General features: G+C 68.6%; 19 protein-coding genes and 3 pseudogenes. 7 read left to right on the top strand and 15 right to left on the bottom strand.

Going from position 1 to position 23,887, the window contains the following annotated elements:
• Positions 1-2: 2 nt before the first annotated feature.
• Positions 3-1,223: a sarcosine oxidase subunit beta family protein gene (locus CRP49_RS30830; protein ID WP_097256294.1), complete on the bottom strand. Its 1,221-nt coding sequence runs from the start codon at positions 1,221-1,223 to the stop codon at positions 3-5.
• The gene (gene glyA / locus CRP49_RS30825) at positions 1,220-2,524 is read right to left on the bottom strand and encodes a serine hydroxymethyltransferase (RefSeq protein ID WP_097256293.1); all 1,305 of its coding nucleotides are present in this window, start codon (positions 2,522-2,524) and stop codon (positions 1,220-1,222) included. Before glyA ends, CRP49_RS30830 begins: the two co-directional genes overlap by 4 nt.
• A 96-nt stretch (positions 2,525-2,620) precedes the next feature.
• Here glyA and CRP49_RS30820 point away from each other — a divergent pair, with 96 nt between their 5' ends.
• The 4 genes and pseudogenes from CRP49_RS30820 (at position 2,621) to CRP49_RS30805 (ending at position 5,318) form a co-directional block, all read left to right on the top strand.
• On the top strand, positions 2,621-3,286 hold the full coding sequence (locus tag CRP49_RS30820) for a GntR family transcriptional regulator (protein ID WP_097256292.1): 666 nt from the start codon (positions 2,621-2,623) through the stop codon (positions 3,284-3,286).
• Between the two features lie 75 nt (positions 3,287-3,361).
• A pseudogene (locus CRP49_RS30815) lies at positions 3,362-3,673 on the top strand (malate synthase A); the annotation flags it as partial.
• 315 nt (positions 3,674-3,988) lie between these two features.
• Positions 3,989-4,960, top strand: a complete 972-nt coding sequence (locus CRP49_RS30810) for a cytochrome c oxidase assembly protein (RefSeq protein ID WP_097256291.1) — start codon at positions 3,989-3,991, stop codon at positions 4,958-4,960.
• A 127-nt stretch (positions 4,961-5,087) separates the two neighbouring features.
• Entirely contained in the window at positions 5,088-5,318 is a 231-nt protein-coding gene (locus CRP49_RS30805) for a hypothetical protein (RefSeq protein WP_179851806.1), read from the top strand.
• Positions 5,319-5,433: 115 nt separating this feature from the next.
• Here the strand turns inward: CRP49_RS30805 and CRP49_RS30800 are convergent, their stop codons facing one another.
• The 8 genes and pseudogenes from CRP49_RS30800 to CRP49_RS30765 all read right to left on the bottom strand — a co-directional run bounded on the left by CRP49_RS30800 (position 5,434) and on the right by CRP49_RS30765 (position 17,207).
• Positions 5,434-6,408 carry an antibiotic biosynthesis monooxygenase gene (locus CRP49_RS30800; protein WP_097256290.1) on the bottom strand — a complete coding sequence of 325 codons (975 nt, stop codon included), beginning with the start codon at positions 6,406-6,408 and terminating at the stop codon, positions 5,434-5,436.
• 6 nt (positions 6,409-6,414) lie between these two features.
• Positions 6,415-9,132 (bottom strand): molybdopterin-dependent oxidoreductase, encoded by a 2,718-nt coding sequence (locus tag CRP49_RS30795; protein ID WP_097256289.1) that lies wholly within the window; start codon positions 9,130-9,132, stop codon positions 6,415-6,417.
• Positions 9,129-9,956, bottom strand: a complete 828-nt coding sequence (locus CRP49_RS30790; RefSeq protein WP_097256288.1) for an FAD binding domain-containing protein — start codon at positions 9,954-9,956, stop codon at positions 9,129-9,131. Before CRP49_RS30790 ends, CRP49_RS30795 begins: the two co-directional genes overlap by 4 nt.
• Positions 9,957-10,137: 181 nt before the next feature.
• Complete coding sequence (locus tag CRP49_RS30785; protein WP_179851805.1) at positions 10,138-11,535, bottom strand: FAD-binding oxidoreductase; 1,398 nt, start codon at positions 11,533-11,535, stop codon at positions 10,138-10,140.
• Between the two features lie 316 nt (positions 11,536-11,851).
• A pseudogene (locus tag CRP49_RS48115) lies at positions 11,852-12,183 on the bottom strand (hypothetical protein); the annotation flags it as partial.
• Entirely contained in the window at positions 12,155-12,601 is a 447-nt protein-coding gene (locus tag CRP49_RS30775) for a transposase (RefSeq protein WP_257033705.1), read from the bottom strand. The pseudogene CRP49_RS48115 and the gene CRP49_RS30775, both read right to left, overlap by 29 nt.
• Positions 12,602-12,805: 204 nt before the next feature.
• The gene (locus CRP49_RS30770) at positions 12,806-13,852 is read right to left on the bottom strand and encodes a zinc-binding dehydrogenase (protein WP_097256286.1); all 1,047 of its coding nucleotides are present in this window, start codon (positions 13,850-13,852) and stop codon (positions 12,806-12,808) included.
• A 133-nt stretch (positions 13,853-13,985) separates the two neighbouring features.
• Positions 13,986-17,207: a cytochrome P450 gene (locus CRP49_RS30765; RefSeq protein ID WP_097256285.1), complete on the bottom strand. Its 3,222-nt coding sequence runs from the start codon at positions 17,205-17,207 to the stop codon at positions 13,986-13,988.
• Between the two features lie 620 nt (positions 17,208-17,827).
• Between CRP49_RS30765 and CRP49_RS30760 the strand changes: the two genes are divergently transcribed.
• Positions 17,828-18,484 (top strand): TetR/AcrR family transcriptional regulator, encoded by a 657-nt coding sequence (locus CRP49_RS30760; protein ID WP_097256284.1) that lies wholly within the window; start codon positions 17,828-17,830, stop codon positions 18,482-18,484.
• 19 nt (positions 18,485-18,503) lie between these two features.
• Positions 18,504-18,758, top strand: a pseudogene (locus CRP49_RS48110) (glycoside hydrolase family 15 protein); the annotation flags it as partial.
• Between the two features lie 17 nt (positions 18,759-18,775).
• Here CRP49_RS48110 and CRP49_RS30750 read toward each other — a convergent pair.
• Positions 18,776-19,525 carry a TetR/AcrR family transcriptional regulator gene (locus CRP49_RS30750; protein WP_257033533.1) on the bottom strand — a complete coding sequence of 250 codons (750 nt, stop codon included), beginning with the start codon at positions 19,523-19,525 and terminating at the stop codon, positions 18,776-18,778.
• A gap of 235 nt (positions 19,526-19,760) precedes the next feature.
• Between CRP49_RS30750 and CRP49_RS30745 the strand changes: the two genes are divergently transcribed.
• A complete protein-coding gene (locus CRP49_RS30745; RefSeq protein WP_257033532.1) occupies positions 19,761-20,477 on the top strand; it encodes a Clp protease N-terminal domain-containing protein in 717 nt (238 codons plus the stop codon).
• Positions 20,478-20,566: 89 nt separating this feature from the next.
• Here the strand turns inward: CRP49_RS30745 and CRP49_RS46550 are convergent, their stop codons facing one another.
• The 4 genes from CRP49_RS46550 to CRP49_RS30725 form a co-directional block, all read right to left on the bottom strand.
• The gene (locus CRP49_RS46550) at positions 20,567-21,262 is read right to left on the bottom strand and encodes a hypothetical protein (RefSeq protein WP_143670036.1); all 696 of its coding nucleotides are present in this window, start codon (positions 21,260-21,262) and stop codon (positions 20,567-20,569) included.
• Between the two features lie 110 nt (positions 21,263-21,372).
• On the bottom strand, positions 21,373-21,795 hold the full coding sequence (locus tag CRP49_RS30735; RefSeq protein WP_097256281.1) for an SsgA family sporulation/cell division regulator: 423 nt from the start codon (positions 21,793-21,795) through the stop codon (positions 21,373-21,375).
• 471 nt (positions 21,796-22,266) lie between these two features.
• Positions 22,267-22,653 (bottom strand): hypothetical protein, encoded by a 387-nt coding sequence (locus CRP49_RS30730; protein WP_097256280.1) that lies wholly within the window; start codon positions 22,651-22,653, stop codon positions 22,267-22,269.
• 93 nt (positions 22,654-22,746) lie between these two features.
• On the bottom strand, positions 22,747-23,793 hold the full coding sequence (locus CRP49_RS30725; protein WP_097256279.1) for a zinc-binding dehydrogenase: 1,047 nt from the start codon (positions 23,791-23,793) through the stop codon (positions 22,747-22,749).
• Positions 23,794-23,887: the final 94 nt, after the last annotated feature.

Genomic DNA, 23,887 nt, shown 5'->3' with positions numbered 1-23,887 from the left:
CCTCAGTGGGCCACGGCCGCGGCGCCGTGCTCGTCGATCAACGCGCCCGTCGTGAAGCGTTCGAGGGCGAAGGGCGCGTTCAGCGGATGCGGTTCGCCCGTGGCGATCGTGTGGGCGAAGGTCCAGCCGGCGGCGGGGGTGGCCTTGAACCCGCCGGTGCCCCAGCCGCAGTTGACGTAGAGGTTCTCCACGGGGGTGGTGCCGATGATCGGGGAGGCGTCCGGAGTGACGTCGACGATGCCGCCCCAGGTCCGCAGCACGTGCGCGCGGGCGAAGACGGGGAACAGCTCGACGGCGGCGGCCATCTGACGCTCGATCACATGGAAGGAGCCGCGCTGCCCGTAGCCGTTGTACGAGTCGACGCCGGCGCCCATCACCAACTCGCCCTTGTGGGCCTGGGAGACGTAGACGTGCACGTGGTTCGACATGACAACCGTCGGGTGCACCGGCTCGTGCAGCTCGGAGACCAGCGCCTGCAGGGGGTGGGACTGCACCGGCAGGCGGACGCCGGCCCGCTCGGCCAGCACGCTGCTGTGTCCGGCGGCCGCGAGGCCGACCCGGCCGGCGTGGATACGCCCGCGGTTGGTCTCGACGCCCACGACCCGGTCGCCGTCCTTGAGGAAGCCGGTGACCTCGCACCCCTGGATCAGGTCCACGCCCATCTCGTCGGCCCGCCGGGCCAGCGCCCAGGCGACGTGGTCGTGCTTGGCGATGCCGGCCCGGGGCTGGAAGGTGCCGCCGAGGACCGGATACCGGGTGCGGGACGAGACGTTGAGAATGGGGCAGACCTTGGCGACCTCGTCCGGTTCGAGCCACTGGGCGTCGACTCCGTTGAGGCGGTTGGCGTTGACGCGGCGCACGCCCTCGCGGACGTCCTGCAGGGTGTGCGCCAGATTGAGGACGCCGCGCTGGCTGAACAGGAAGTCGTAGTCCAGCTCCTCCGGGAGCCGCTCCCAGAGCTTGAGCGCGTGCTCGTAGATCGCCGCGCTCTCGTCCCACAGGTAGTTCGAGCGGATGATCGTGGTGTTGCGTGCCATGTTGCCGCCGGCCAGCCAGCCCTTTTCGAGGACGGCGACGTTGGTGATGCCGTGGTTCTTGGCGAGGTAGTAGGCGGTCGCCAGGCCGTGGCCTCCCGCACCGACGATGACGACGTCGTACGAGGAGCGCGGCTCGGGGTTGCGCCACAGGAAGTCCGGATGCTCCGGCAGCGGCGTGGCGGTCATGCCGCGGCTCCGTTCAGGTGGGGATAGAGGGGGAAGGCGGCGGCCAGCTTCTCGACCCGACCGCGCAGTTCGTCATCAGGCCGTTCGCCCTTCAGGGCCTCGGCGATGATGTCGGCGACCTCTCGGAACTCCGCCGCGCCGAAGCCCCGGGTGGCCAGGGCCGGCGTTCCGATCCGCAGCCCCGAGGAGACCATCGGCGGGCGGGGGTCGAACGGCACCGCGTTGCGGTTGACGGTGATGCCGACGCTGTGCAGCCGGTCCTCGGCCTGCCGCCCGTCCAGCGCGGAGTTCCGCAGGTCGACGAGGACCAGGTGGACTTCGGTGCCGCCGGTCAGCACCGTGATCCCGGCCTCGGCCACGTCGTCGGCCAGCAGCCGTCCGGCGAGGATGCGGGCGCCGTCCAGGGTGCGCTGCTGACGCTGCTTGAACTCCTCGCTCGCCGCCACCTTGAAGGCCACCGCCTTCGCTGCGATGACGTGCTCCAGCGGGCCGCCCTGCTGTCCCGGGAAGACCGCGGAGTTGATCTTCTTGGCCAGGTCGGCGCGGCTGAGGATCACGCCGCCGCGCGGGCCGCCGAGGGTCTTGTGCGTGGTGGTCGTGACGACGTCGGCGTACGGCACCGGGTTCGGGTGCAGGCCCGCGGCCACCAGCCCGGCGAAGTGCGCCATGTCCACCATCAGATACGCGCCCACCGCGTCGGCGATCCGCCGGAACGCGGCGAAGTCCAGCCGCCGGGGGTAGGCCGACCAGCCCGCGACGATCATCTTCGGCCGGTGCGCGAGGGCGAGCTGCTCGACCTCGTCCATGTCGATGCGCATGTCGGACTCGCGTACGTGGTACGGCACGACGTTGTACAGCTTGCCGGAGTAGTTGATGCGCATGCCGTGGGTCAGGTGACCGCCGTGCGCCAGGTCGAGGCCGAGGATCGTGTCGCCGGGCTGGAGCAGCGCGAACATCGCGGCCGCGTTGGCCTGGGCGCCCGAGTGCGGCTGCACGTTCGCGGCCTCGGCGCCGAAGAGTTCCTTCACCCGGGCGATGGCCAACTGCTCGATGACGTCGACGTGTTCGCAGCCGCCGTAGTAGCGGCGGCCCGGGTAGCCCTCGGCGTACTTGTTGGTCAGTACCGAGCCCTGGGCCTCCATGACCGCGGCCGGGGCGAAGTTCTCCGAGGCGATCATCTCGAGGGTGGACTGCTGACGGTGCAGCTCGGCGTCCACCGCGGCGGCGACATCCGGGTCGAGCTCGCTGAGCGGGCGGAAGAGGGGGGAGGTGGCCTGGGTGATCGGCGGGTTCGTTGCCATCTGTGCACCATCCTGAGAGCCAACTAATGGACAACTGATATATCAGCCTCGACGCTAAAGTATGGGAGCGCGCAGGACAGGTCAAGGGGGCTTCTCATGCAGCACGTGGCGACCGGGCCCAGGGACGGGGATCTGTCCCTCGCCGAGCATGCCTACCGGGCCATCCGCGACCGGCTCGTCATGCTCGAGATCCGTCCGGGCGCGCCGATCAACGAGGAGCAGCTGGCGCAGTCCCTCGGCGTCGGACGGACGCCGGTGCGCGAGGCGCTCAAGCGGCTCCAGTACGAGCGCCTCATCACGACGTACCCCCGGCGCGGCACCTTCGCCACCGACGTCAACATCACCGACCTGGCCCACATCTCCGAGGTGCGCCAGGAGCTGGAGCCGCTGGCCGCCGCCCAGGCGGCGCGGCGCGCCACCGCCACGGACCGGGTGACCCTGAAGGCCCTGCTGCGGGAGCTGGCGAGCGCGAACTCCGGTCGGCACGACGCCACCGAGCTCATGCACCTGGACCTTCAGGTCCACCGCGCCATCTACGCCGCCACGCACAACCCGTACCTGGAAGACACCCTCGTCCGCCACGACAACCTGGCCACCCGCATCTGGTGCCTGTTCGTCGACCGTCTGTCCGACATGGCCGGCCACGTCGAAGAGCACGGACCGTTGATCGAGGCGATCGTGGCCGGTGAACCCGACAAGGCGGCACAGCTCGCCCGCAGCCATGTCGAAGGCTTCGAACGGGCCATTCGCGACGCCATCTGAGAACGGTCTCCGCGTCAGTGCGCGGCGCTCCGCGGATCCCCCGGGCGCAGGCGGGGCCTGCCCGCCAAGGTGGTCCACTACTTCGCCGCATGGCTGTGCGGACAGGGCGCCCTGGCCCTCCACGGGCTGATGGAGGACGCGGCCACCGCCGAGATCGCGAGCGTGCAGATCTGGCAGTGGCTGCGGCACCGGGTCATCGACCGCGAGACGGTGCCACGACTGCTCGACGAGGAGACCGGGGCGCTCGGCGCCGAGTATCCGTGGGCACCGGTCGAGGAAGTGCGGGCGCTGTTCCAACGTACAGCGATGTCCGGCGAGCTTCCCCTGTTCTTCACGCCGGACGCCTACTCCCGGCACCTCGTGCGGCATGCGGAGCCGACGTCATGAGCGGGCGCATCCAGCAGGCCGGGGTGGTTGGCGGCGGCCAGATGGGCGCGGCAATTGGTCGTCGATCGTGACCTCGCCGCCAGCGCCGAGTCGCTGTACGACGAGTTCCGGGAACCCCTCTACGCCCCTCCCCCGCTGCTCCATGCCGGACGCGAGGTGGGGGTGCCGCGACACACCGCTTGGTAGGAGCTCGGTAGGAGGCCGGTAGGAGAACGAGGCGCGGCCCCAGTGACAGTCCGACCGCCACGTCCTGTGCGGCGTAGAGTGCCTCGGCAAGTCCGACCTGATGCCCGTTATGTCGCGAAGGAGATCGCCATGGGGAGTCCGCCGGAACTGACCACCGGACGGCTGTTCTCCTCATGGCAGTTGGACGTGCCCGCGCTGCTGCTCGTCGCCCTGCTGGGCACCCTGTACGGCTGGGGCGTGCTGCGGCTCAGCCGCCGGGGTGGATCCTGGCCCCCGGTCCGCATCGCAGCCTTCACGCTGCTGGGGCTGGGCACGCTGGTCGTGGCCACGATGTCCGCACTGGCCGTGTACGACCATGTGCTGTTCTGGCCGGCCGCGGTGCAGAACATCCTCCTCGACCTGGTCGCACCGCTGGGCCTGGCGCTCGGCGATCCGCTGGGGCTGGCGCTCCGGGCCCTGCACGAGCGCGGCGCAGGGCGCGTGCGACGGGCGATGACCGGGCGGGTCGTACGGCTCCTCACCTTCCCGCTGATCAGTACCGCGCTGGTGCTGGCGACCGAGCTGACGGTGTACTTCACGCCGTACTTCGAGACCGCTCTCCGCGTCGGCTGGCTGCACGAGTTGATGTATCTGCACCTCCTGTTGGCCGGGTGTCTGTTCGTGGTGCCGGTGCTCACCCGCGAGGAAGCCCTGCCGGCGTGGTGCACGCATCCAGTGCGGGCGGCGCTGGTGTTCCTCGACGGGGTCATCGACGCGGTGCCCGGCATCGTCGTCATGACCCACGGCACGCTGATCGCCGGGGCCTGGTATCTGCGCCATGCCCCGTCCTGGGCGCCGGACGTGCAGCGCGACCAGCAGCTCGGCGGGGGCGCGATGATCAGCATCGCGGAGCTGGTGGCACTCCCCTTCCTGCTGGCGATCCTCGCGCAGTGGGCACGCACCGAGCGGGCCGAGACCGTCGCACTGGACCGCCGTCTGGAGGCGGAGCTGGTCCCGGCGGCACCCGTGGCGGGAGGTGCCGGGGAGGAGGCGGACCGGGTGCGTCCGTGGTGGGAGACGGAGAACAGTGCGGTCGCCCAGCGCATCCGGCAGCAGCGCTGAGCCACGTGGGCCGCTCTTACCGAAGGTGACCGGCGCGGTCCGTGACGGTAGCCGCAGCGGGCGTACGCTGTGCGCGGTGTGATTGAGGCACCTCGTTCGGTGAGGCGTCTTCACGGACACAGGCTCCTTGCCGAGTCGTTCCGTCCAGCTCCTTATCGGTACCCAGGTCCTCCAGGGCCTGATCAGCCCGATCGTTCTGGTCTACCTGCTCGTCCTCACCAACCGTCGCTCCCTGCTCGGCGCGGCGGCCAACGGCCCGCGCTACCGCGTCGCCGCCACCACCGTGGTCGTCGGCGTCGCGGGAATGTCCACCATCCTGCTCGTCCAAACCCTTCTGGGCTGGTTCGGTCTCGGCTGATCCCGCCGGCGCCTCGCCCTCGGACCCGAACCCGCCCCCTGACGCTGAGTTCACGCCTGAGATGGCAACACGCCCTGGCGTCCACCGCAAAGGCGACCGACCAGGCCGTCGCCGGTCAGGGCAGTGTCCACAACCGGACCGTGACGAGGTAGAAGACGACAGCCCAGAAGGCCATCGCCACCGCGACGACACCGAGGCCACGGAGGTTGGTTCTCGCCGCCGGTTCATCCGGCGGTGGCCGCAGCCATCGCCCGAGCAGCGGGTTCACGTAGTAGGGCATGGTCAGGAAGCTCATGATGAGACTCGACAGCAGGTTGCCCACGAGCAGGCCGATCCAGAGCGGCATGTGCAGCGGGGACAGAGCGAGCGTCAGCAGTACGACAGTCGGGTACAGGCCGACCCAGATGGCGAGGGAGGTCCTGGTCTCGGAGGGCGGCGGCGGTGCTTCCTTGCCGTTGCCCTCGAAGGCGAACCAGCTGCCGAACGAGTTGTCGATCGTGTGCAGTTTGAAGTCGCTGAACTTCTCGCCCTCGGCCAGGATCTCCTGCCGCTCGGGCGACGTCAGCCAGGCGTCGAGGTGCTCGGCGGTGTCGTAGCGGTACAGCGTGGTCCATTCCTCCTGGAGCCCCTCGACGGGGCGGAAGAGCTCGGTCCCGCGAAATCCTTCGAACTTGCTCTCCTCCTGGACCATGCGGTGCTGCCAGTGGAGGAAGTCGTCGACCTGGTTCGGGTGGACGCGGTGGGTGACCACCACGGTGACCAGCGGATCCAGTGACTGGGTGCCGCTGCTGACCACCTGCTGGGTCGCCGGACCGTCGAAGTACTTGGCGCCGACGTCGAGATACGTCTGCCTGGTCCCGCTGTTGATCCACGCCTGCAGATGCGCCACCGAGTCGAACCGGTACACGACGACCCAGTCGGGTTGCAGCGACGTCGGCGGGGAGATCTCGGCGCCCAGGAAACCCGGATAGTAGGCGGCCGCGGCGTTGAGATCCTCCTGCCACGACTCGAATTCCCGCTCCATCCCGGGCAGCACCTTCTGGCCGATGATCGCCGTCGCCGCGGCGGCGATGTTCCTTTCGGTGTTCATGGTGGCTCAACCTGCCGACACCGACTGCTCCGCAGGGAGCCGGCCGTAAATGCGTTCCGGAGTCAGCGGCAGCGCACGGTAGCGGACGCCCGTGGCGTCATGCACCGCGTTCGCGAGCGCGGGGGCGACCGGGTTGATACAGCACTCCGCCATCCCCTTCGCCCGCATGGGCCCCACCGAATCCGCCGAGTCCACCAGGAGGACCTCGGTACGGGGGATGTCGGCGTAGGTGGGGATGCGGTAGTTCCGGAAGTTCGGGTTGACCATGACGCCGTTGTCGTCGACGTGATGGTTCTCGGTCAGCGCGAAGCCGATTCCCTGGGCGACACCGCCCTCCACCTGTCCCCGGACCTGCGCCGGGTTGATGATCACCCCGGCGTCCGCCGCATGCACGCTGTACAGGATCCGTATCTCACCCGTCACGCGGTGCACGGCGACCCGGAACCCCTGCGTGTTGGAGGTCACGCTCCGGGGCGAGCCGTACGCCTTGCGTGCGGCGGTGAAACGGATCCCACGCGTCCGGGCCAGCGCGACAAGTTCGGCCAGCGACACCCGCCGGTCCCCGCAGACGACACCGTCGTCGTCCATCACGCACATCACGACATGCACGCCCGTGTGCGCCGCGGCGAAGTGCAGGATGCGGTCGCGCACGGCGTTGGCCGCCCGCAGGACCGCGTTGCCCGCCACGAAGAGGCCCGCGCTCGCGAAGGCACCGGTGTCGAATCCCGTGCGGTCGGTGTCGGACTGCACCAGACGGATCCGCGACGGCGTCGTGCCCAGCTGGTTGGCCGCGATCTGGACATGGGCCGTGGAAGTTCCCTCCCCGAACTCGGCGGTTCCGACAGCCAGTTCGTAGATGAGATCGTCGCCCAGCGTGACCCAGGCCTCGGAAAGGTGTTCCGTCGGGGGCGCGGTCTCGTGCAGCGAACTCGCCACGCCGGCACCGACGAGCCACGCGGGGCCCGGGGGCGACTGGTCGGCCGTACGGGCCAGAGCCTCGCCCACCAGGTCGATGCACTTGGCGAGTCCGTCCTCGGTGAAGATCACGTCGTCGGGGCCGTCGTGCAGGGCGACCAGGGGCTCACCCGGCCGCACGATGTTGCGTCGGCGCAGTTCCAGCGGGTCGAGGTGAAGGGCGCGGGCCAGCTCGTCCATCGCCGACTCCACGGCGAACGCCGGCTGCGTCATCCCGTAACCCCGCAGCGCCCCGCTCGGCACGGTGTTCGTGTAGACGGAGTACGCGTCGTACTTCTTGTTGGGGCAGCGGTAGATCATGACGGCGGCTCCGCCCGCGTACACCGTTTCGCCGCCGTGGTTGCCGTAGGCGCCCGTGTTCGACACGTTGCGTACCTGGAAGGCGGTGAGCGTTCCGTCGGCCTTCGCGCCGAGCTTGACCGTCAGGGTCATCGGATGCCTCGGCGAGGCCGTGGTGAACTCCTCCTCACGGGTGAACTCGAGACAGGTGGGCCGCCCGGTGTCCAGGGTGGCGAGCGCGACCAGGTCCTCCGCGATCACCTCCTGCTTGCCGCCGAATCCGCCGCCGACGCGCTTGCAGAACACCCTCACCTGGTCCGGGCGCAGCGCGAACAGGTACTCCAGTTTGACCTTCGCGATCGACGGTGACTGCGAACCGGTACGGACGTTCAGCCGGCCGTCCTCCATCCACGCGATCGAACCGTGGGTCTCCAGATGCGCGTGCTGCACCCGCGGTGAGAAGTACGTGCCTTCGTGGATCACGTCGGCCGCGGCGAATCCCGCGTCGACGTCGCCGATGTGCGAGTGGAGTTCGAGCAGGATGTTGTGGACGGGGTCGCGGACGAACGGATCGTCGGAGCCGTGCAGCTGGGGTGCGCCGTCGGCCATCGCCTCATCGGGGTCGAACACCGCCGGCAGCACCTCGTACTCGACCGCGAGACGCCGGCAGCCCTCCTCGGCCGCCGCGACCGTGTCGGCCAGGACCGCGGCGACGCGCTGGCCGGCGAAGCGGACCGTGTCGTCGAGGATGTAGGTGTCGTCCGGGTCGACCAGGTGGTCGGTGTGGATCGCCGTGGTGAAGCGCCTGCGGGGCACGTCATCCCAGGTGTAGACCCGGTGCACGCCGGGCAGCGCGAGGGCGGCGCTCTTGTCGATCGAGAGGATCCGGGCGTGCGCGTGAGGGGAGTGCAGCACCTTGAGGTGCAGCATGCCGTCGATATGCGTGTCCATGGTGAACTCGGCGTGACCCGTCACCACGTCGTGGCCCGCGGGCGCGCCGACGCTCGTCCCGACGGCCTTGCCCGGTGCTGCCGTCTCCACCGCGCTGACGCCCTTCACGGCGTCCTCGATCGCCCGGTATCCGGTGCAGCGGCAGAGGTTGCCCTTCAACGCCCGTGGCAGATCCGCCTTCTGGGCCTCGGTGAAGGTCGCCGACGTCATGATCATCCCTGCGGTGCAGAATCCGCACTGGAACCCCGGCGCTTCCTCGAACCGCCGCTGCGCGGGATGCAGGGCGCCGGGCTTTCCAAGGCCCTCGATCGTGGTCACCTCACGGCCGTCCGCGCGGAACGCGGGGGTGATGCAGCTGTGTACCGGTGCACCGTCCAGCCACACCGTGCAGGCGCCGCAGTCGCCGGCATCGCATCCCTTCTTGACGCCGAAGTGGCCGAGTTCGCGCAGGAAGGTGCGCAGGCACTGGCCGGGGGCCGGCTCCCGGTCGAATTTCCTGCCGTTGACGATGTAGCTCATGCCAGGTCCCCAGCGTTAAGTTCGCGGCAGATCTCTTCGGCGAAGTGCCGTGTCAGATGCCGACGGTGGTCAGGGGTCCCGTTGGGGTCGGCGAACCAGACGTCGGCCGGCACGGCGTCGATGCTCTGCCGCAGGGTTCGAACATCGGGCAGGGAGTCGAAGGCGATGCGGACCGGCCGCGTGGTGCCGGCGGTGACGGTGAGCAACAGGTCACTCGCCCCCAGCCGTTGCGTGCCGACGAGGAACACCGTCGAACGGCCGAGCCGGGTCAGCGTGAAGCGACGGTGCGCGGTGCGTTTGCGCAGCGCGTGCTCCGGAATGGTGATGCGCCGAAGGAGTTCCCCGGGCGCGAGAACGTTGCGGTGGTCGCCCGTGACGAAATCGAGGGCGTCGACGAAGCGCACCGAGCCATCGGGCGCCCATAGTTCGTACTGCGCCTCCAGCGCGACCGTCAACGTGATCATCGGGCCGGCGGGCAGGGACATGCAGATGTTTCCGCCGACGGTCGCCGCGTTCCAGACCTTGAACGAGGACAGGAATGCCTCACAGCTTTCCCGGAAGAGAATTCCGGCGGTCCAGCCCTCCGGCCACGGGGAGGCGTACAGGTCGCGAATGGTGCATGTGGCGCTGATCTCCAGGCCCTTGTCCGTCAGAACAAGGGGCTCCCAACGCAACGCCGTCAGGTCGATCAGCCGTCGCAGGTCCGGCTGCTCCGTGGAATAGAGCCATGTTCCACCCGCGAGCCAGGCGTCGCCCTCGTGCCAGTCCGTGCCTGGCCGCTCGGACGGTCGCCGGATTACCTCGGTGATGGTGTTGAGGTCCATGAAAACCGACCCCTGGCGCTGTTGGAGTTGATCTCCCGCCTTGTTACAGCTTATCGCAGCATGCGGATGAGGGCCTGGCCGAGAACAGCTGAAAGTAGCCGACGCACCCCGGACAGTCACCCTCTTCCGCCCTGGATGGTTCGCCCGGCCTAAGCTGCCTCCAGGTGGACCGGCGGACCGCTCACGAAGTGGCGGGTGGGATGTTTTGGTTGGCCCGGAAGAAGTTGTCGGGGTCGTAAGTGTGCTTGATCGCGGCGAGCCGGTCGTAGTGGTCGCGGTACGTACCCCGGACCCGGTCGGTGCTCTCCTCCTCGCCAAGGAAGTTGATGTACGCGCCGCCCATGGAGTAGGGGTGCAGGTCGCTCCAGTAGTCGACGCACCACTGGCGGATCAGGCCGGCGTTGGCGGGCTCGGGGTCGATGCCCGCGATGACGCCGGACCACGTGGCATGCCGGTAGGCCCAGGCCGTGTCGCCGGCGTCGAAACGGCGGGTGGCCCCGTCGACCGGGTACAGGTGCATCGTGGACAGGCCGGTGGGGAGGTTCTGGCCGTACTGCTCGTGTACGGCGATGGCGTCGTCGGGGATGGCGTCGAAGAAGTCGCCGCGCCAGTACCACTGCAGCCCCTTCGGCAGCAGCCCGTCGAACATGCGCTGCAGATCGGGGTAGGGCATGGGGGTGGTGAAGTGGAATGCCGGCGGCCCAGGCGTGTTCACGACGGTCAGCGTCTTCTCCAGGCGGTCCCCTTCCAGGTCGCCTGTGTAGCACCACACCACGCCGCACACCTTCCGCCCGTGGATCGGCTCGGGGAAGGGCGGCGCGGGCGGTACCGTCAGCAGGGCGAAGAATCCAGTGAGCTCCTGGGGCGCAGCGGGCAGGAACTCCCGGTACCACTGGAGCACTTCGCGGGTGCGGTCGACGGGCCAGACAGTCAGCGCGACGCCGACGGTGTCCACGGGGTGCAACCGGAACGTGAACGATGTGACCACGCCGAAGTTGCCGCCGCCGCCCCGCAGAGCCCACAACAGGTCCGGGTGGTCGTTCTCCGACGCGGTGACGCAACTGCCGTCGGCGAGGACCACGTCGGCGGACAGCAGGTTGTCGATGGTCAGGCCGTACCTGCGGGTCAGATGCCCGTGCCCGCCGCCGAGTGTGAGACCGCCGACTCCCGTGGTCGACACGATCCCGGCCGGAGTGGCCAGGCCGAAGGTGTGGGTCGCGTGGTCGAGGTCGCCCAACTGGCTTCCGCCGCCCACCCGCGCGGTCCTCGTCTCCTGGTCGACGTCCACCCAGCGCATCGGCGTCAGGTCAAGCGTCAGCGCGTCATCGACCAGACACAGCCCGGGACCGCTGTGTCCGCCGCCGCGCACCGCCAGCTCCACTCCGGCGTCCTGGGCGAAGGAGAGCACGGTCCGTACGTCCGCCACGTCGACGCACCCGGCAATCGCGGCGGGACGCCGGTCGATCATGGCGTTGTAGATGCCGCGGGCCTCGTCGTAGCCGGGGTCTCCCGGAGCGAGGACGGGTCCCCGCAGCGCCTCACGCAGACTCTCGAGAGCCGGTCCGTTGATACCGCCCATGGTTGAACACCCCTTTTCACGCGCGCGGCACGCAGACGGGCGCGAGCGCGACGTCCGAGCGGGCTGCGGGGCGTGAAACGCGGATCCGTATGCGCCTGTGACGAAGACCGGCAGGGTGAACACCCCACCGGCAATATTGTCCGCCTGCCCGCCATGTCCCGCACGTTGATCGTCAGGGCCCGAACGGCGCCGCACAGCTGCGTCCGGCACGCTGGCAGGCCACCAGGAGCCGCAGTTGCTGCTGCGGCTGCAGGACCAGGCTTCGTGATCCGTCCCGGGTGTCCCTCACAGGGTTGTCTTTCTGCGTCTTGGTTCATCACCGTCTCCCGCCGAATTGCCAGTCGTGGACCTCGATATGGTCGTAGTGGTCCGGGGCAAGGGTGCAGCGTGCGGTGTCTGAGTCTGGCGCCCGGACCAGCACCGCAGTGCCCAGCCAAGTGGCGCCGTCGTCGGAGAGCAGCGGCCCGTAGGCGATCAGATCGTCGCGGTCGGGGGGCACGGTGGGGCCGGCAGTCTGTCCGGGTCCACGCCGGCCTGGTAGCCGGGCTCGTCGAAGGCAAATGCGCGGGCGGCGGGCGGATCTGGTAGGTCGACTATGTGCACGCTGCCGGTGGGCGTGTCACCGTCGTCGGCGAGGGTCGGGCAGCGGAACCGGGGCCCAGGCGTATTCACGCAGGCCATGGGGGCCGACGCCGGCGGAGCGGATCTCCCAGGCATGTTCCGACAGGATCGCCGAGACGGTGCGGGCGTTCTGCCCGCGCGGCCCGCATCGATGCTTGCAGGAGATCGCCGGCACGTAGCTCAGGCGCTGCTCGGCCAGCCAGTCGCGCAGGACGGGGTCTTGGCCGTAGACCTCGTCGCCGGTCGCCCAGCGAAACGGCACCTTCGCCGCAACCGCCCGCTCCAGCATCGCGCGGGCCAGCGCAGGCTTGGTGCGGAAGGTGACGTCGCCGCCGATCCTGGCGTCCGCCCGGCGGGCCGGATCCTCAATCCAGGAGGTGGGCAGGTACAACTCCCGGTCGAGCAACGCCCGCCCCTTTGCGGAGGCGTAGGCGCCAGCGTCCAGCCGTTCCAGGGAGTCGCGTTTGCCTGTACGGAAGCGTCCTCAAAGGTACGACCGCACGGTTCTCCGGGCTGCTCGGGCACCTGGTAGGCGAGGCAGGTACGACAGCCGTGGGCGCCGGTGCTCCCTCAAGCACCGGCGCCCACTCACCCCTGCCCGAGGTGGTCTTGATGAACTTTTGGTTCAGCTACGGGTTCTGTTCAGGTGTCAGGGGACGAGGATGAGGCGGATCGGGTCGCCGATCTTGTTCTCCAGCCGGTTGACCGCGTCGGCGGCCTCGGCGAGCGGGATGTGGTCGGTGATGGAGGGGGCCAGGTCGAGACGGCCGACCTCGGCGAGCCGGACCAGCTCGGTGACGGACTCGGGGGTGCCGCCGTAGTGGCCGCGCACCTGCTTGCCCAGGTAGTTGAAGGTCAGGCCCTCGGTGATGGTGAGCGGCCTGGGGCTGATACCGACCAGGATCAGGATTCCGTTCAGGCCGAGCACGGACGCGGCCTGCTCACGGACCGCCGGCACTCCGGCGCAGTCGAAGGCGAAGTCCAGGCCCCGTCCGCCGGTGGCCGCGCGGACCTGGTCGGCGAAGTCGGGCGCGGCCGGGTCCAGGGCGAAATCCGCACCGAAGGCCAGGGCACGCTCGCGGGCGCCGGGCAGCGGGTCGACGGCGATGATCGGCGCGGCGCCGGCCAGGCGGGCCACGCGGACGTTGTGGGCGCCCACACCGCCCACACCCCAGATGCCGACGGACTGTGCGGGACGGACGCCCGCGGTGGCGACGACGGCGGCGTAGGGGGTGGAGACCGCGTCGGGGATGATCGCTGCCTGGTCGAAGGGGAGATTGTCGGGGATGGGGATGAGGGTGTCCTCGCGGGCGAGGGTGTACTGGGCCCAGCCGCCGTCGTAGTCGATGCCGGCGGTGAGCATCTGGGTGCAGGGGCGGCGGCGCACGCAGCCGGCGCACCGGCCGCAGGTCTTGCCGGCCTCCAGGGTGACGCGGGTGCCGACGGACAGTCCGCGCTTGAGGTCGGGGCCGAGGGTGTGGATCACACCGGAGACCTCGTGGCCGACGGTGACCGTGTCGGAGGTGGCGAACAGCGGGACGAGGGATCCGTCGATCAGGTGCACGTCCGAGAGGCAGACACCGGCGGCCTTCACCTCGACAAGTACCTCGCCCGGGCCCGGGACGGGGACGGGGACCTCCTCCACGACGAACTTCTTGCTGTCCAGGTGGAAGCGTCCGGCGAGCATGGTGTCCATGAAGATCTGCTTTCTGTGAGTGGCACGTCGCAGTCGGCCGGGCCGGCGGGTGCCGTGGGATACCTCGGAAGTGGGGGTTGGTGGCCGGGAGGCGTGCAGGGCAGCGGTCCGCACGCCTCCCGGCGTCTGGGGGTCAGGCGAAGACGTCCTGCTGGTAGCGCTCGTCCGCTTCCAGCTGGGCCAGCCACTGCTGGGCGGCCGCGTCGTCGCTTCCGGTCTTCTGACGGTGGATGGCGGCGAGTGCCTCGCGGACGGCGGGTGCCATGCGGCGGCCGTCACCGCAGACGTAGATGTACGCGCCGTCCTGGATGGCCTGCCACACCGTGTCGGCGGCATGGGCGATGGCGTTCTGCACGAACCGGGCCGGGTGTCCGGTCACCGCGGAGAAGGCGGTGTGCACCTGGGCGATCCCGGACAGCTCCCACATCTCCATCTCGCCCCGGTAGAAGTAGTCGTGCTCGGGGTGGCGGCAGCCGACGAAGACCTGGGACAGGCCGACCTTCGTGCCGTTCTCGTACTGCCAGGCCCGCTCCTCCAGGAAGCCTCGCAGCGGCGCGATGCCGGTACCGGGACCGATGAGGACCAACGGCGTGGCCGGGTCGGCCGGCGGGGCGAACGTCGGGGACGGCACGCGGACGTAGCCGTAGAAGACGTCGCCGGGCTCAAGGCCTGCGATGTAGGAGGAGCAGGTGCCGCGGTACTGGCCGTCGCCGGACAGGGCCGGGCCTTCCAGCAGGCCGACGGTCAGCCGCACGTGGCGCGGGTTGGCCAGCGGGGAGGAGGAGATGGAGTAGAACCGCGGACGGATCGGGCCCATCATCTCCAGGAACACCGCCAGCGGCAGCTCGACCGCCGGGAAGCGCTCCAGCAGGTTGAGCACCGAGACCCGCTTGCCCAGGATCTCCTTCTGGTAGCGCTCCTCGGCTTCGGCGGTGTCGGCCGTGTAGGCCTGCAGCTGCGGCCGGGTCCACGGGCACTCGGTGTGCTCGGCCAGCGTCTGGATCTGGGAGCGGGTGGCCACGTCCTGTAGTTCCAGGAACTCGGTGAACAGCAGACCTGCCGTGACGGGGGCGCCCACCGGGAGGTGCGTGCGGCCGCCGGCGGGCTGGTCCAGTCGCAGGACCTGGTCGCGGTCGACGCCCAGCCGCGCCAGCGCGCGGTCGACGAGCTGAGGCTCGTTCTTGGCGAAGACGGCCAGGTGGTTGCCGGTGTCGTAGGTGACACCGTCCGGCAGTTCGATGGTGATGGACTTCGCGGCCGGGCGCGGCGGCTCGATGCTGAAGTCCCACAGCCCGGTCGCGTCGTTGACCAGCTCCTCGTTGGCGACCACGGTGAGCGGGTACGCCTGCTCGGAGACGATGGCGGGGCGCACGTCGGCCTCGGTGAGCAGCTGCACCTGGTAGCGCGGCCCGGTGGTGGCGGAGGTGTCGGCGGCGTACTCCTCGGCCAGGGTCGTCCACAGGGTGTCCATCCAGCGGGTGGCCATGCCGTCGAAGTCCCCGGCGGCATCCGCGATGCCCCGCTCGACGATCGGGGTGGCGCCGGCGGCCAGCAGGCCTTCCTCGATCCGCTTGGGGAAGGCCTGGTAGGTGGCCACCCACTGAGTGTTGCCGGCGCCCAGCAGCGCGAACCGCACGTTGGACAGTGAGCCCTCCGGGAGTCCGGCGGCGAGCAGGTCGTCGAAACGCTGCGCGTTGTCCGGGGCCTTGCCGTTGTAGCTGGAGGCAACGACGACGACCAGGCCCTCGGTGGGCAGGTTGTCACCCAGCTCGTCCAGGCCGACCAAGGTGGTGCCGAACCCGGAGCGCTCGCCACGGTCGGCGATCGTGCGCGCCAGGTCCTCGCAGGAGCCCAGGCTGGAGCCGTAGGCGACGGTCAGGTTCACACCCACACCGCTGACCGCGGCCTGTGCCCGCGTGTCATCGGTCCGCAGGTCCACGGCACCGAAGACGGTGCGCTCGTGCTCCTGGCGGGTCCGTACGACCAGCTGGAAGTCGCCGGGCTTACGGGTCAGGGCCTCCCGCACGTCCATCTTGTAGTCGCTGGTGTCGGAGAACTTGAACTTCTGCAGCACCAGCGCGAGGGCCAGGCGGGCTTCGGTGAGCGCGAACTGGCGGCCGATACAGGCACGCACGCCGTTACCGAACGGCTTGTAGGCGTGCGGGTGGTGGTTGACCCGGTTCTCCGGCAGCCACCGGTTGATGTCGAACTCCTCCGGCCGCTCCCACGCCTTGGGGTGGGTGTGCAACGGGCCCTCGAGGATGTTGACCCTTGTTCCCTTCTTCAGCTGGTAGCGGCCGCCGATGACGGTGTCCTCCAGCGGGGCCTTGCCGATCAGCGGGATGGGAGCCCACAGGCGCAGGGTCTCCTCCAGAATCCGCGGGATCACATCCATCTGCATGATCGTGTCGTAGTCCGGGACCGTGTCCCCGGGCATCAGCCGGTCCACCTCGGCGTAGGCCTGGGCCAGGATGTGCGGGTTGCGCATCAGCGAGTACGTGGCGAACGACAGCAGACCACTGGTGGTCTCGTGGCCGGCGATCAGGAACGTCACCACCTGGTCGCGGACGTTGTCGTCGGGCAGCGGCTTGCCGGTCTCCGGGTCGGTGGCGTCCAGCATCAGACCCAGCAGATCTTCCTCACCGCTGCCCTTGCCCTCGCGCCGCTCCTTGATCACGCTCTCGACGAGGTCACGCATCAGCTGGATGTTCTGGCGGTACTTCTTCTCGTCCGCCTTGCGCAGCTTGGTCATCATCGGCAGCTCCTGCGAGCGCCGCAGCGACTCCACCAGCGCCGCCAGCAGCCCGTTGAGGAAGGGGTGCAGTTCCTCCTTGGCGAAGGAGTCGAACCGGTAGCCGAACCCCGACAGGGCGATGGTGTCCAGGGTGAGACGGGTGTAGTCGTCGGTGATGTTGACCGGCCGGCCCTCCTTGCCCTCCCACTTGCCCACCAGGTTCTGGGCGATCTCCAGCATCTGCCCGTAGTAGCCCTTCATCGCCCGCTGGCTGAAGGCCGGGAGGAGGATCCGGTGCGCCATGCCCCATTCCTCCTCGTGCTGGTGGGCCGTGAACAGGCCGGCTCCCGCGTAGTCCCGGACATGGGCCAGCGGCGTCTTCTCGACCTGCTTGAAGAACCGCGTCTCGTCGCAGACTTCGGCCACCAGGTCCGGGTCGGAGACGAAGACCTGCTCGATCCCCGCGATGTCCATGCCGTAGATGCCCTCGGGGAACCGCTTGGACAGCTCGCCGAAGTACTCCACCGGGTTGGTGCTGGGAATCTGCGGTGTGTGGCCGAGGAGGGGGACCCCGCGCGGGGACCGGATGGGCCGCAGGTCGGTCTCGGGCTGTGTGGTCATGGCTGGCTCCTTCAAGGGGAAAGACGGGCAAGGGCGCCATTCGGTGTGGCGGGGCGGCGCCGGTATGGCAGCGCCCCGGTTTCCATACGCTGTATGCCTTCAGTGGTACCATACGACGTATGGAAACTCAATCGACAGACCCGGGGTCGAGGAACAGGAGTGTTCGGCCCATCAGGGGAAGGCCCCTCGCCAGCCGGGCAGCTTGACCGGGCTCCTCCTGATGGATGCGACCCTTGGAGAGCACCTACGATCCGCGACGGCGATTGCGGCGACATCCCGGTGAGCGGCCAATCTCCCCTCCCCGCCAGCAGGCATCGCAGGTCGGGCCGCCCCCATGCGTGTTGGCGGCCGACGGCAGGGCTGAAGAAGCAGGCGTCTCTACGTCTCTACGCCGCGCTCGATCGGTCGGGCATCAGTCCACAGGAGCAGGCAAGGCGGGTTCGCAGGATCTCCTGGGCCGGGCATACCTGCGATCCGCTGCCGCAGGCGTGTACGGGGGAATGCCGAGACAGCCGCTGCTCGCGCGTCAAGCCGCACTCCTCGAGCTCAGCTTCCGGCCGCGCCTTTTCCTGGCCACGGCACGCTTTGTCGACGTCGCCGACGCTGGTACCATACACTGTATGGCGACTGCACGGAAGCCCCCTCGGGGCACGAGAAAGAGGGACGTACCGCTCACCAAGGACGGCATCTACGCCATGGCGTTGCAGCTCATCGACGCCGACGGCGTCGATGCGCTCACCATGCGCAAACTCGCGACCGCGCTCGATGCAAACCCGATGTCGCTCTACCACCACGTGCCGAACAAGGACGCCGTGCTGCGCGGCGTGGCCCACCGGGTCGGTTCGCAGTTCCGCGCGGGGGAACTGGAGGACGTCCCCTGGCAGGATCGGCTGCGTGAACTGGCCCGGGACTTCCGCGAACTGTCGCACCGTCACCCGAAACTGATGGGGTATTCCTTCACGCGCCCCGACTACGTGCAGCCGGAGGACCCCTTCTGGCAGGCACTGATCGACATCCTGGCCGCCGCGAAACTACCCGAGGAGGAGATTCCGCGCGTCGCCGCGACCCTGGTCGGCGTGTTCACGGGTCTGCTGCTCGGCGAACTGAACGGGGCACTGCAGCGGTGGGCCACCCTGCCACCGGCGCCGTCGGGCCCCGACGGGGAAGACGCGCCCCCGCCCTCCAAGGACGTGATCGACACAATGTTCAACTCCGCGCTGGACGCAGCGGTCGCCGGAGTGGAGAACCGTGTCGCAGGAGTCCGCGAGGGGGCGTGACGGTAAAGGGATCGGCTCCGTGGGGGCGGGACCACAGGGGAGGCAGGAGCCATGGAGAGGCTGCTGGGATGTCCGGAGCGCCGAGCACGGCCTGATCGGGGATCTGCGGACAGCGGCCCTGGTGGGTACCGACGGGACCATCCCCGGCACCAACGTACTGATCACCCGGTTCTTCACCGAGGACGGGCTCGGGGAGATCCAGGACTTCATGCCCGTGACGCACGCCGGGGAGTCCGACCGTCAGCGGCTGATCCGGAGGATGGCGTGCGAGCGTGTCTGGGCCTGTGACCCTCACTGCTCTTTCGGGTCGAAACCGGCCGCCATGTCCGGGACGGGATTTTCCTGGGACTCTCCTTCGCAGCGTGCGGCCGGCGGGCGGAGTTGACGGGGGATGCGTGCGGAGGGGCGCGGGGAGTTCTGCGGGGGCTGGCCGTCGCGACTGGCGTGATCGACTGTGAGCCGGCTTTCCAGGCCGCTGATGATCGTGTCCAGCACCAGGCGGAACATCCGGTCCTCGCCAGAGTCCTCGTTCGTCGGCCCGTCCTCGCCGGAGGCGGGGGTGGTGGGCTGGAGGCTCGACCACCGGTGGAGTGCGCCGTTGAGCTCGGCGATCATCACGCCGCTGACGACGGCACACACGAGCGCGGCGAGCTGCGGGATCTCCGACTGCGGCACCCCTGCGGCATCCAGTACGGCGGTGAGCGCGACCCAGAAGGGATCTTCGGCCTGGATGAAGTCCGGCTGGCTGAACGAGTAGGCCATGAAGTTGGGATGCCGGTGTGCCAGCGTCCGGAAATCCGTGGCAAGCAGGCGCATGCGCTCCTGCCAGGGAGCGTCCTCCAGCGTCACAGTGCGGAACCGGGTACCGACCATTCTCGCCACGCCACGCAGCAACGCTTCCTTGTTCGGCACGTGGTGGTACAGCGACATTGGGTTCGCGTCCAGTACGGCGGCGAGTTTGCGCATCGTGAGCGCCTCGACCCCGTCGGCGTCGATGAGCCGCAGGGCGGAGATGCAGATCCCTGCCTCGGTCAGAGGCACATCCCTCTTCCGAGTACCTCTAGGGGCACGCTTCGCTCTTTCCATACGGTGTATGATATCAAGCCGTACGGCGTACGGAAATGTGACGTACAAAGCAGAGCAGCCGGTGCGGCTGCCAACGTTTCGGGCAGGCGGGCCGACTGACGGAGACGATCGCCCACTCCCCCTTCCCGCCCGAGGCGGTTCTTCATGCCCGGCCTGCCGAACATCTGAGTTCTCAAGGGGTACTTACCTCATGGCTCTTCCGGATCTGGACGATCTCATTGCGGAAGTCGACCGCAGATGCAGCACCGCGCACCGCCCCGATGGACAAGAAGAGTCCGACTGGCCAGCCCTCCTCGTGGCCGCCACCCAAGTCGCGGGGGAACTACAGGGGCTGGCAGACGCCCTGGTCGAGGAGTACGTCGAGCGCTGCCGGAGGCACGGCTCCTCATGGACGGACATCGGCGCGGCCCTGGGCGTGACCCGACAGGCAGCCCAGCAACGATTCCAAGTCCCGCACAAGCGCTACGGCCCCGAGACCATGACCGACGACCTCCAGCAGGCGATGGTCCACGTCAAGCATGCGGCGGTACAGCACCGCAACAACTACATCGGCACCGAGCATCTGCTCTGGGGACTGACCGCGCAGGACAACAGCGCCACCCGGCTCCTGCAGGCCGCCGGTGTCTCACCGGAGACGGTCCACCGGTCGGTCGGAACCCAGCTGAGCCTGGGTGCCTCCCAGGCAGTAGAGCGAATCGCATGGACGCCCTATTCACGCAAGGCCATCGCCATTGCACAGGCCCGATCCGAGCACAACGGATCCGACCACATCGACTGCGACGACCTGCTCATCGGACTTACGCAGGTCGGCCGCGGAGTCGCCGCCAACGTCCTGACCGAGGCCGGATTCGACCCGGCCACCCTCGACTGCACGGCTGCGACAACCCACTCATCACAGCATGGGTGACCACAAAACCGCCCATGAGCAGCTCCTACCGCAGGGGCCTGGCGCCGACACGTACGTCCGGACCGAGCTGCTCGGGATCGTGTTCACGCCTACAGCTCCGTTCCGGCGTTGCCCTCGTCGTCCGAAGAGTGCCGCTGTGTGGTGTCACCCTGGGCCGGGGTGTCCTCCTCCTGTTCGTCCAGCAGTTCCAGGAGGGCGGCGTCGGCCTTCTGCTGGTCCTCCTTCGTCAGTTCAAGAGGTGCGTTGCTGTAGACGCTGTACTGGTTGGGATCGATGATGTTGGCGGCCCTCAAGGTGAACGTCAGAACCGGGCGCCACCCCTTGCGGTGACCCATTCGCGCTCGAAGCTGGACCTTGTAGTTACGGGGCTCCGCAACGAATCCCGAAAACGGCGCCTCGAACTCGATGAAGAGTTGTCGCGCCTCTCTGCCGGCCACGGCGAATCCGGCCGGCAACTTCAGCTCCTCGCCCGGCCCGGGTTCGAGACGAGACGGTGAGGACCTCCACAGGAGCGGCAGATGAGAGGCGGGCTCATCAGGAAAGGTGAGCATGAGATCCTGCACGACTATCGGCTTGGCCCCGGTGTTGTGCAGAACAAGCGGAAGCCGCAGGCAAGCTCGGGAGGGGTGGACAATCGCCGCAAAGGAATGAGGCTCCCACGACTCCAGGTGCCCCTGCCTGGCGTTGATCCACCAGAAGGAGGCGACCGTGAAGCACAACGCGCAGACCGAGACAATGGCGCCACCAGAAAACGGTGAGGACGCAATCTGATCAGCAGCTGCCATCAGTGGAAGCACAGATTCAGTGTGTCAGCACTGGTATGGGCACGCGAACAGGACTCGGTGTCGAGGGGGCATGAGTGCCCTGGCCTCTCGATGCGCAGCCGCTGAGCCCCTCACCCTCCAGCGAGGAAGTGCGCCAGCAGAGCGTCCAGGTCGAAGTGCCGGAGCTCGGCACCCCTGGGCACCACCGCCTCTGTTTCCTGCAGGAACGCCTTGATTTCCTGAGCCGGAGCTTTGAGCAAGGCCGTACCAGCCGGCGGACTGAGAAGGATGTACACGTCGCCGAGGTCATGCTCGTCGGCGGGCCATACGCGTATGTCGCCCTCACCGGCGGGACCCTTCAGGCCATCGGCCAGAAGATCTCGCCCAATGATCCAGTCCACCGTCTCATCGCTTCCGGCAACGGTGAATGCGGCGCGGAGGGCATAAGGATCACTGGGTTCGTACCGCAGGCTCATGGTCATCGACAAGGACATCTCTTGCGATACCACAAGCTCCACAGATAGCCCCCAGATCACGGTTTTCAACGACTTCATTGGTCTTACTCCTGTGCCTCGAGGCATACGGGGAGGGCCTTCAGGGGGCATCCGCCGGAATCAGATCCCCGCCATGACGCCAGCCATGGCGGCTGTGCTCACGGATTTCTCCTCCGAGCACTGATGCAGTTCACGGGGCGTTGTTCGAAATGCAACGGCGTAGGCCGTCCTCAAATAACACCCCGGGGGTTCCATGCGCCGCATGGAACCCCCTCGCTCAGTGAACCATACGCCGTACGGAAAGTCGACGGAAGCGTTACCGGCATGGGAGAAACGCCTCTCCCTCGTGATCACGGCGACGCGGCGGCAAGACCCGGGGCCGTATGACGTGGTCGACGGAAGCCGAGATCCGGCTCGTGAGCGATCACTCGCAAAGCTCGGACAGCGGGAGCGCGCGCCCACCCGTGGCTGGTCAGGCGCTCCGGATCGCGGTCACGGCGGGCTGGGCCATGCCCGGAGGCCCTCTGGGCGTCAGCCCGCCGTCAGTTCCGTCAGCGGCAGTGTGTGCTGGGTGCGGACCACTCTGGCACCGAGGTAGCGGATGTTGTGAGCCGTGGTGAAGACGCCCGTGGGAACGTGCTGGGTCACCGCAAGGCCCAGGGTGCGTAGCTGGGCCGCTTTGTCGGGGTTGCTGGACAGCAGGTCCAGCTCCGTGATGCCGAGGGCGCGCAGCATCTGCGCGGCGGCCACGTGTTCCTGCCCGTCGGCGAGGTGGTGAAAGGTGGCGAGGTCGGCGGTCACCGTATAGCCGTCGCCGAAGCGGAGCGGGACCGTCACGCGGCTGCGCACCGTGGCTGCCGACAGGCCTGTCGGATTCCTGCTGTCGCTGGATGCGGTGGCGTTGCGTGAGTCGCGCATGTCGGTGTGCTTCTCCGGGGCGGCGGTTGCGGGTGCTGGTCGCGTTATGGGCCGACTCCGCCTCCGGGCGGCCCATCGCGCTCGGCCGACTCGTCAGGGAACGAGGATGAGGCGGATCGGATCGCCGATCTTGTTCTCCAGGCGGTGGATCGCCTTGGGGGCGTCGGCCAGGGAGATGTGGTCGGTGATGGACGGGGCCAGGTCGAGACGGCCGCTGCCGGCCAACCGGATCAGCTCGTAGACGTGATCGAACGAGGATCCGTAGTGTCCGAACACCTTCTTGTTCTTCAGGTTGAAGGTCATCTTCTCCGAGATCTTCAGCGGCTCGGTGGTGATACCCACCAGGACGAGCGCACCGTGGTTACCGAGGAGAGGCGACGCCTGCTCCCGGACCCGGGGAACGCCCGCGAAGTCGAAGGCGTAGTCCAGGCCCAGGCCGTCTGTGGCCCGCAGCACGGCTTCGACGAAACCGGGGTCGGACGGGTCGAGCGCGATATCGGCGCCGAACGCGAGGGCTCGCGCACGCGCATTGGGCAGCGGGTCGACGGCGATGATCGGCGTGGCACCCATCATGCGGGCCAGCCGGACGGCATGGGCGCCCACCCCGCCGACTCCCCAGATGCCCACGGCCTGGGCGGAACGCACCTGCACAGTGTCGACCAGGGCCGCGTACGAGGTGGAAACGGCGTCCGGGATGATCGCCGCCTGGTCGAAGGGAAGTGTGTCGGGGAGGGGGACGACGGTGTCCTCACGGGCGATCGTGTACTGGGACCAGCCACCGTCGTAGTCGACGCCGCGGCCGCGGAACGATACGCACGTGCCGCCGCTGACACAGCGGGCGCACTCGCCGCAGGGCTGTCCCGCCTGCAGGGCGACCCGGGTGCCGACGGCCAGGTTGCGCTTGAGGCCGGGTCCTAGGGAATGGATGACACCGGAGATCTCGTGCCCGAGAGTGAGCACGTTGGAGTTCAGGTGCAGCGGCGTGATGCTTCCGTCGATGAGGTGGAGGTCGGAGAGGCACACGCCCGCCGCCTTCACTTCGATCAGTACTTCACCCGGCCCGGGTACGGGGACCGGGATCTCCTCCATGACGAACTTCTTCGTGTCCAGGTGGACGCGTCCTGCCAGCATGGTGTCCATCGTTTTGGGCCTTCTCGGGTAGTGGTTGCTGATGTGGAGTGCTGCGGCGGTCCGTGGGACCACAGGGGGTGGGGGGCGCGGCGCTGCGAGGGGT

The organism is Streptomyces sp. Ag109_G2-15 (assembly GCF_900215565.1).
In the GTDB taxonomy this organism is placed as follows: Bacteria; Actinomycetota; Actinomycetes; order Streptomycetales; family Streptomycetaceae; genus Streptomyces; species Streptomyces diastatochromogenes.
The sequence above is the reverse complement of the archived record's forward strand: the minus strand, read 5'-3'. Positions and strand labels throughout refer to the sequence as shown.

Coding starts and splice junctions, on each gene's coding strand:
- CRP49_RS30830 (WP_097256294.1), bottom strand. CDS start 1,223: ATGACCGCCACGCCGCTGCCGGAGCATCCGGACTTCCTGTGGCGCAAC.
- glyA (WP_097256293.1), bottom strand. CDS start 2,524: ATGGCAACGAACCCGCCGATCACCCAGGCCACCTCCCCCCTCTTCCGC.
- CRP49_RS30820 (WP_097256292.1), top strand. CDS start 2,621: ATGCAGCACGTGGCGACCGGGCCCAGGGACGGGGATCTGTCCCTCGCC.
- CRP49_RS30810 (WP_097256291.1), top strand. CDS start 3,989: ATGGGGAGTCCGCCGGAACTGACCACCGGACGGCTGTTCTCCTCATGG.
- CRP49_RS30800 (WP_097256290.1), bottom strand. CDS start 6,408: ATGAACACCGAAAGGAACATCGCCGCCGCGGCGACGGCGATCATCGGC.
- CRP49_RS30795 (WP_097256289.1), bottom strand. CDS start 9,132: ATGAGCTACATCGTCAACGGCAGGAAATTCGACCGGGAGCCGGCCCCC.
- CRP49_RS30790 (WP_097256288.1), bottom strand. CDS start 9,956: ATGGACCTCAACACCATCACCGAGGTAATCCGGCGACCGTCCGAGCGG.
- CRP49_RS30785 (WP_179851805.1), bottom strand. CDS start 11,535: ATGGGCGGTATCAACGGACCGGCTCTCGAGAGTCTGCGTGAGGCGCTG.
- CRP49_RS30770 (WP_097256286.1), bottom strand. CDS start 13,852: ATGGACACCATGCTCGCCGGACGCTTCCACCTGGACAGCAAGAAGTTC.
- CRP49_RS30765 (WP_097256285.1), bottom strand. CDS start 17,207: ATGACCACACAGCCCGAGACCGACCTGCGGCCCATCCGGTCCCCGCGC.
- CRP49_RS30760 (WP_097256284.1), top strand. CDS start 17,828: ATGGCGACTGCACGGAAGCCCCCTCGGGGCACGAGAAAGAGGGACGTA.
- CRP49_RS30745 (WP_257033532.1), top strand. CDS start 19,761: ATGGCTCTTCCGGATCTGGACGATCTCATTGCGGAAGTCGACCGCAGA.
- CRP49_RS46550 (WP_143670036.1), bottom strand. CDS start 21,262: ATGGCAGCTGCTGATCAGATTGCGTCCTCACCGTTTTCTGGTGGCGCC.
- CRP49_RS30735 (WP_097256281.1), bottom strand. CDS start 21,795: ATGAAGTCGTTGAAAACCGTGATCTGGGGGCTATCTGTGGAGCTTGTG.
- CRP49_RS30730 (WP_097256280.1), bottom strand. CDS start 22,653: ATGCGCGACTCACGCAACGCCACCGCATCCAGCGACAGCAGGAATCCG.
- CRP49_RS30725 (WP_097256279.1), bottom strand. CDS start 23,793: ATGGACACCATGCTGGCAGGACGCGTCCACCTGGACACGAAGAAGTTC.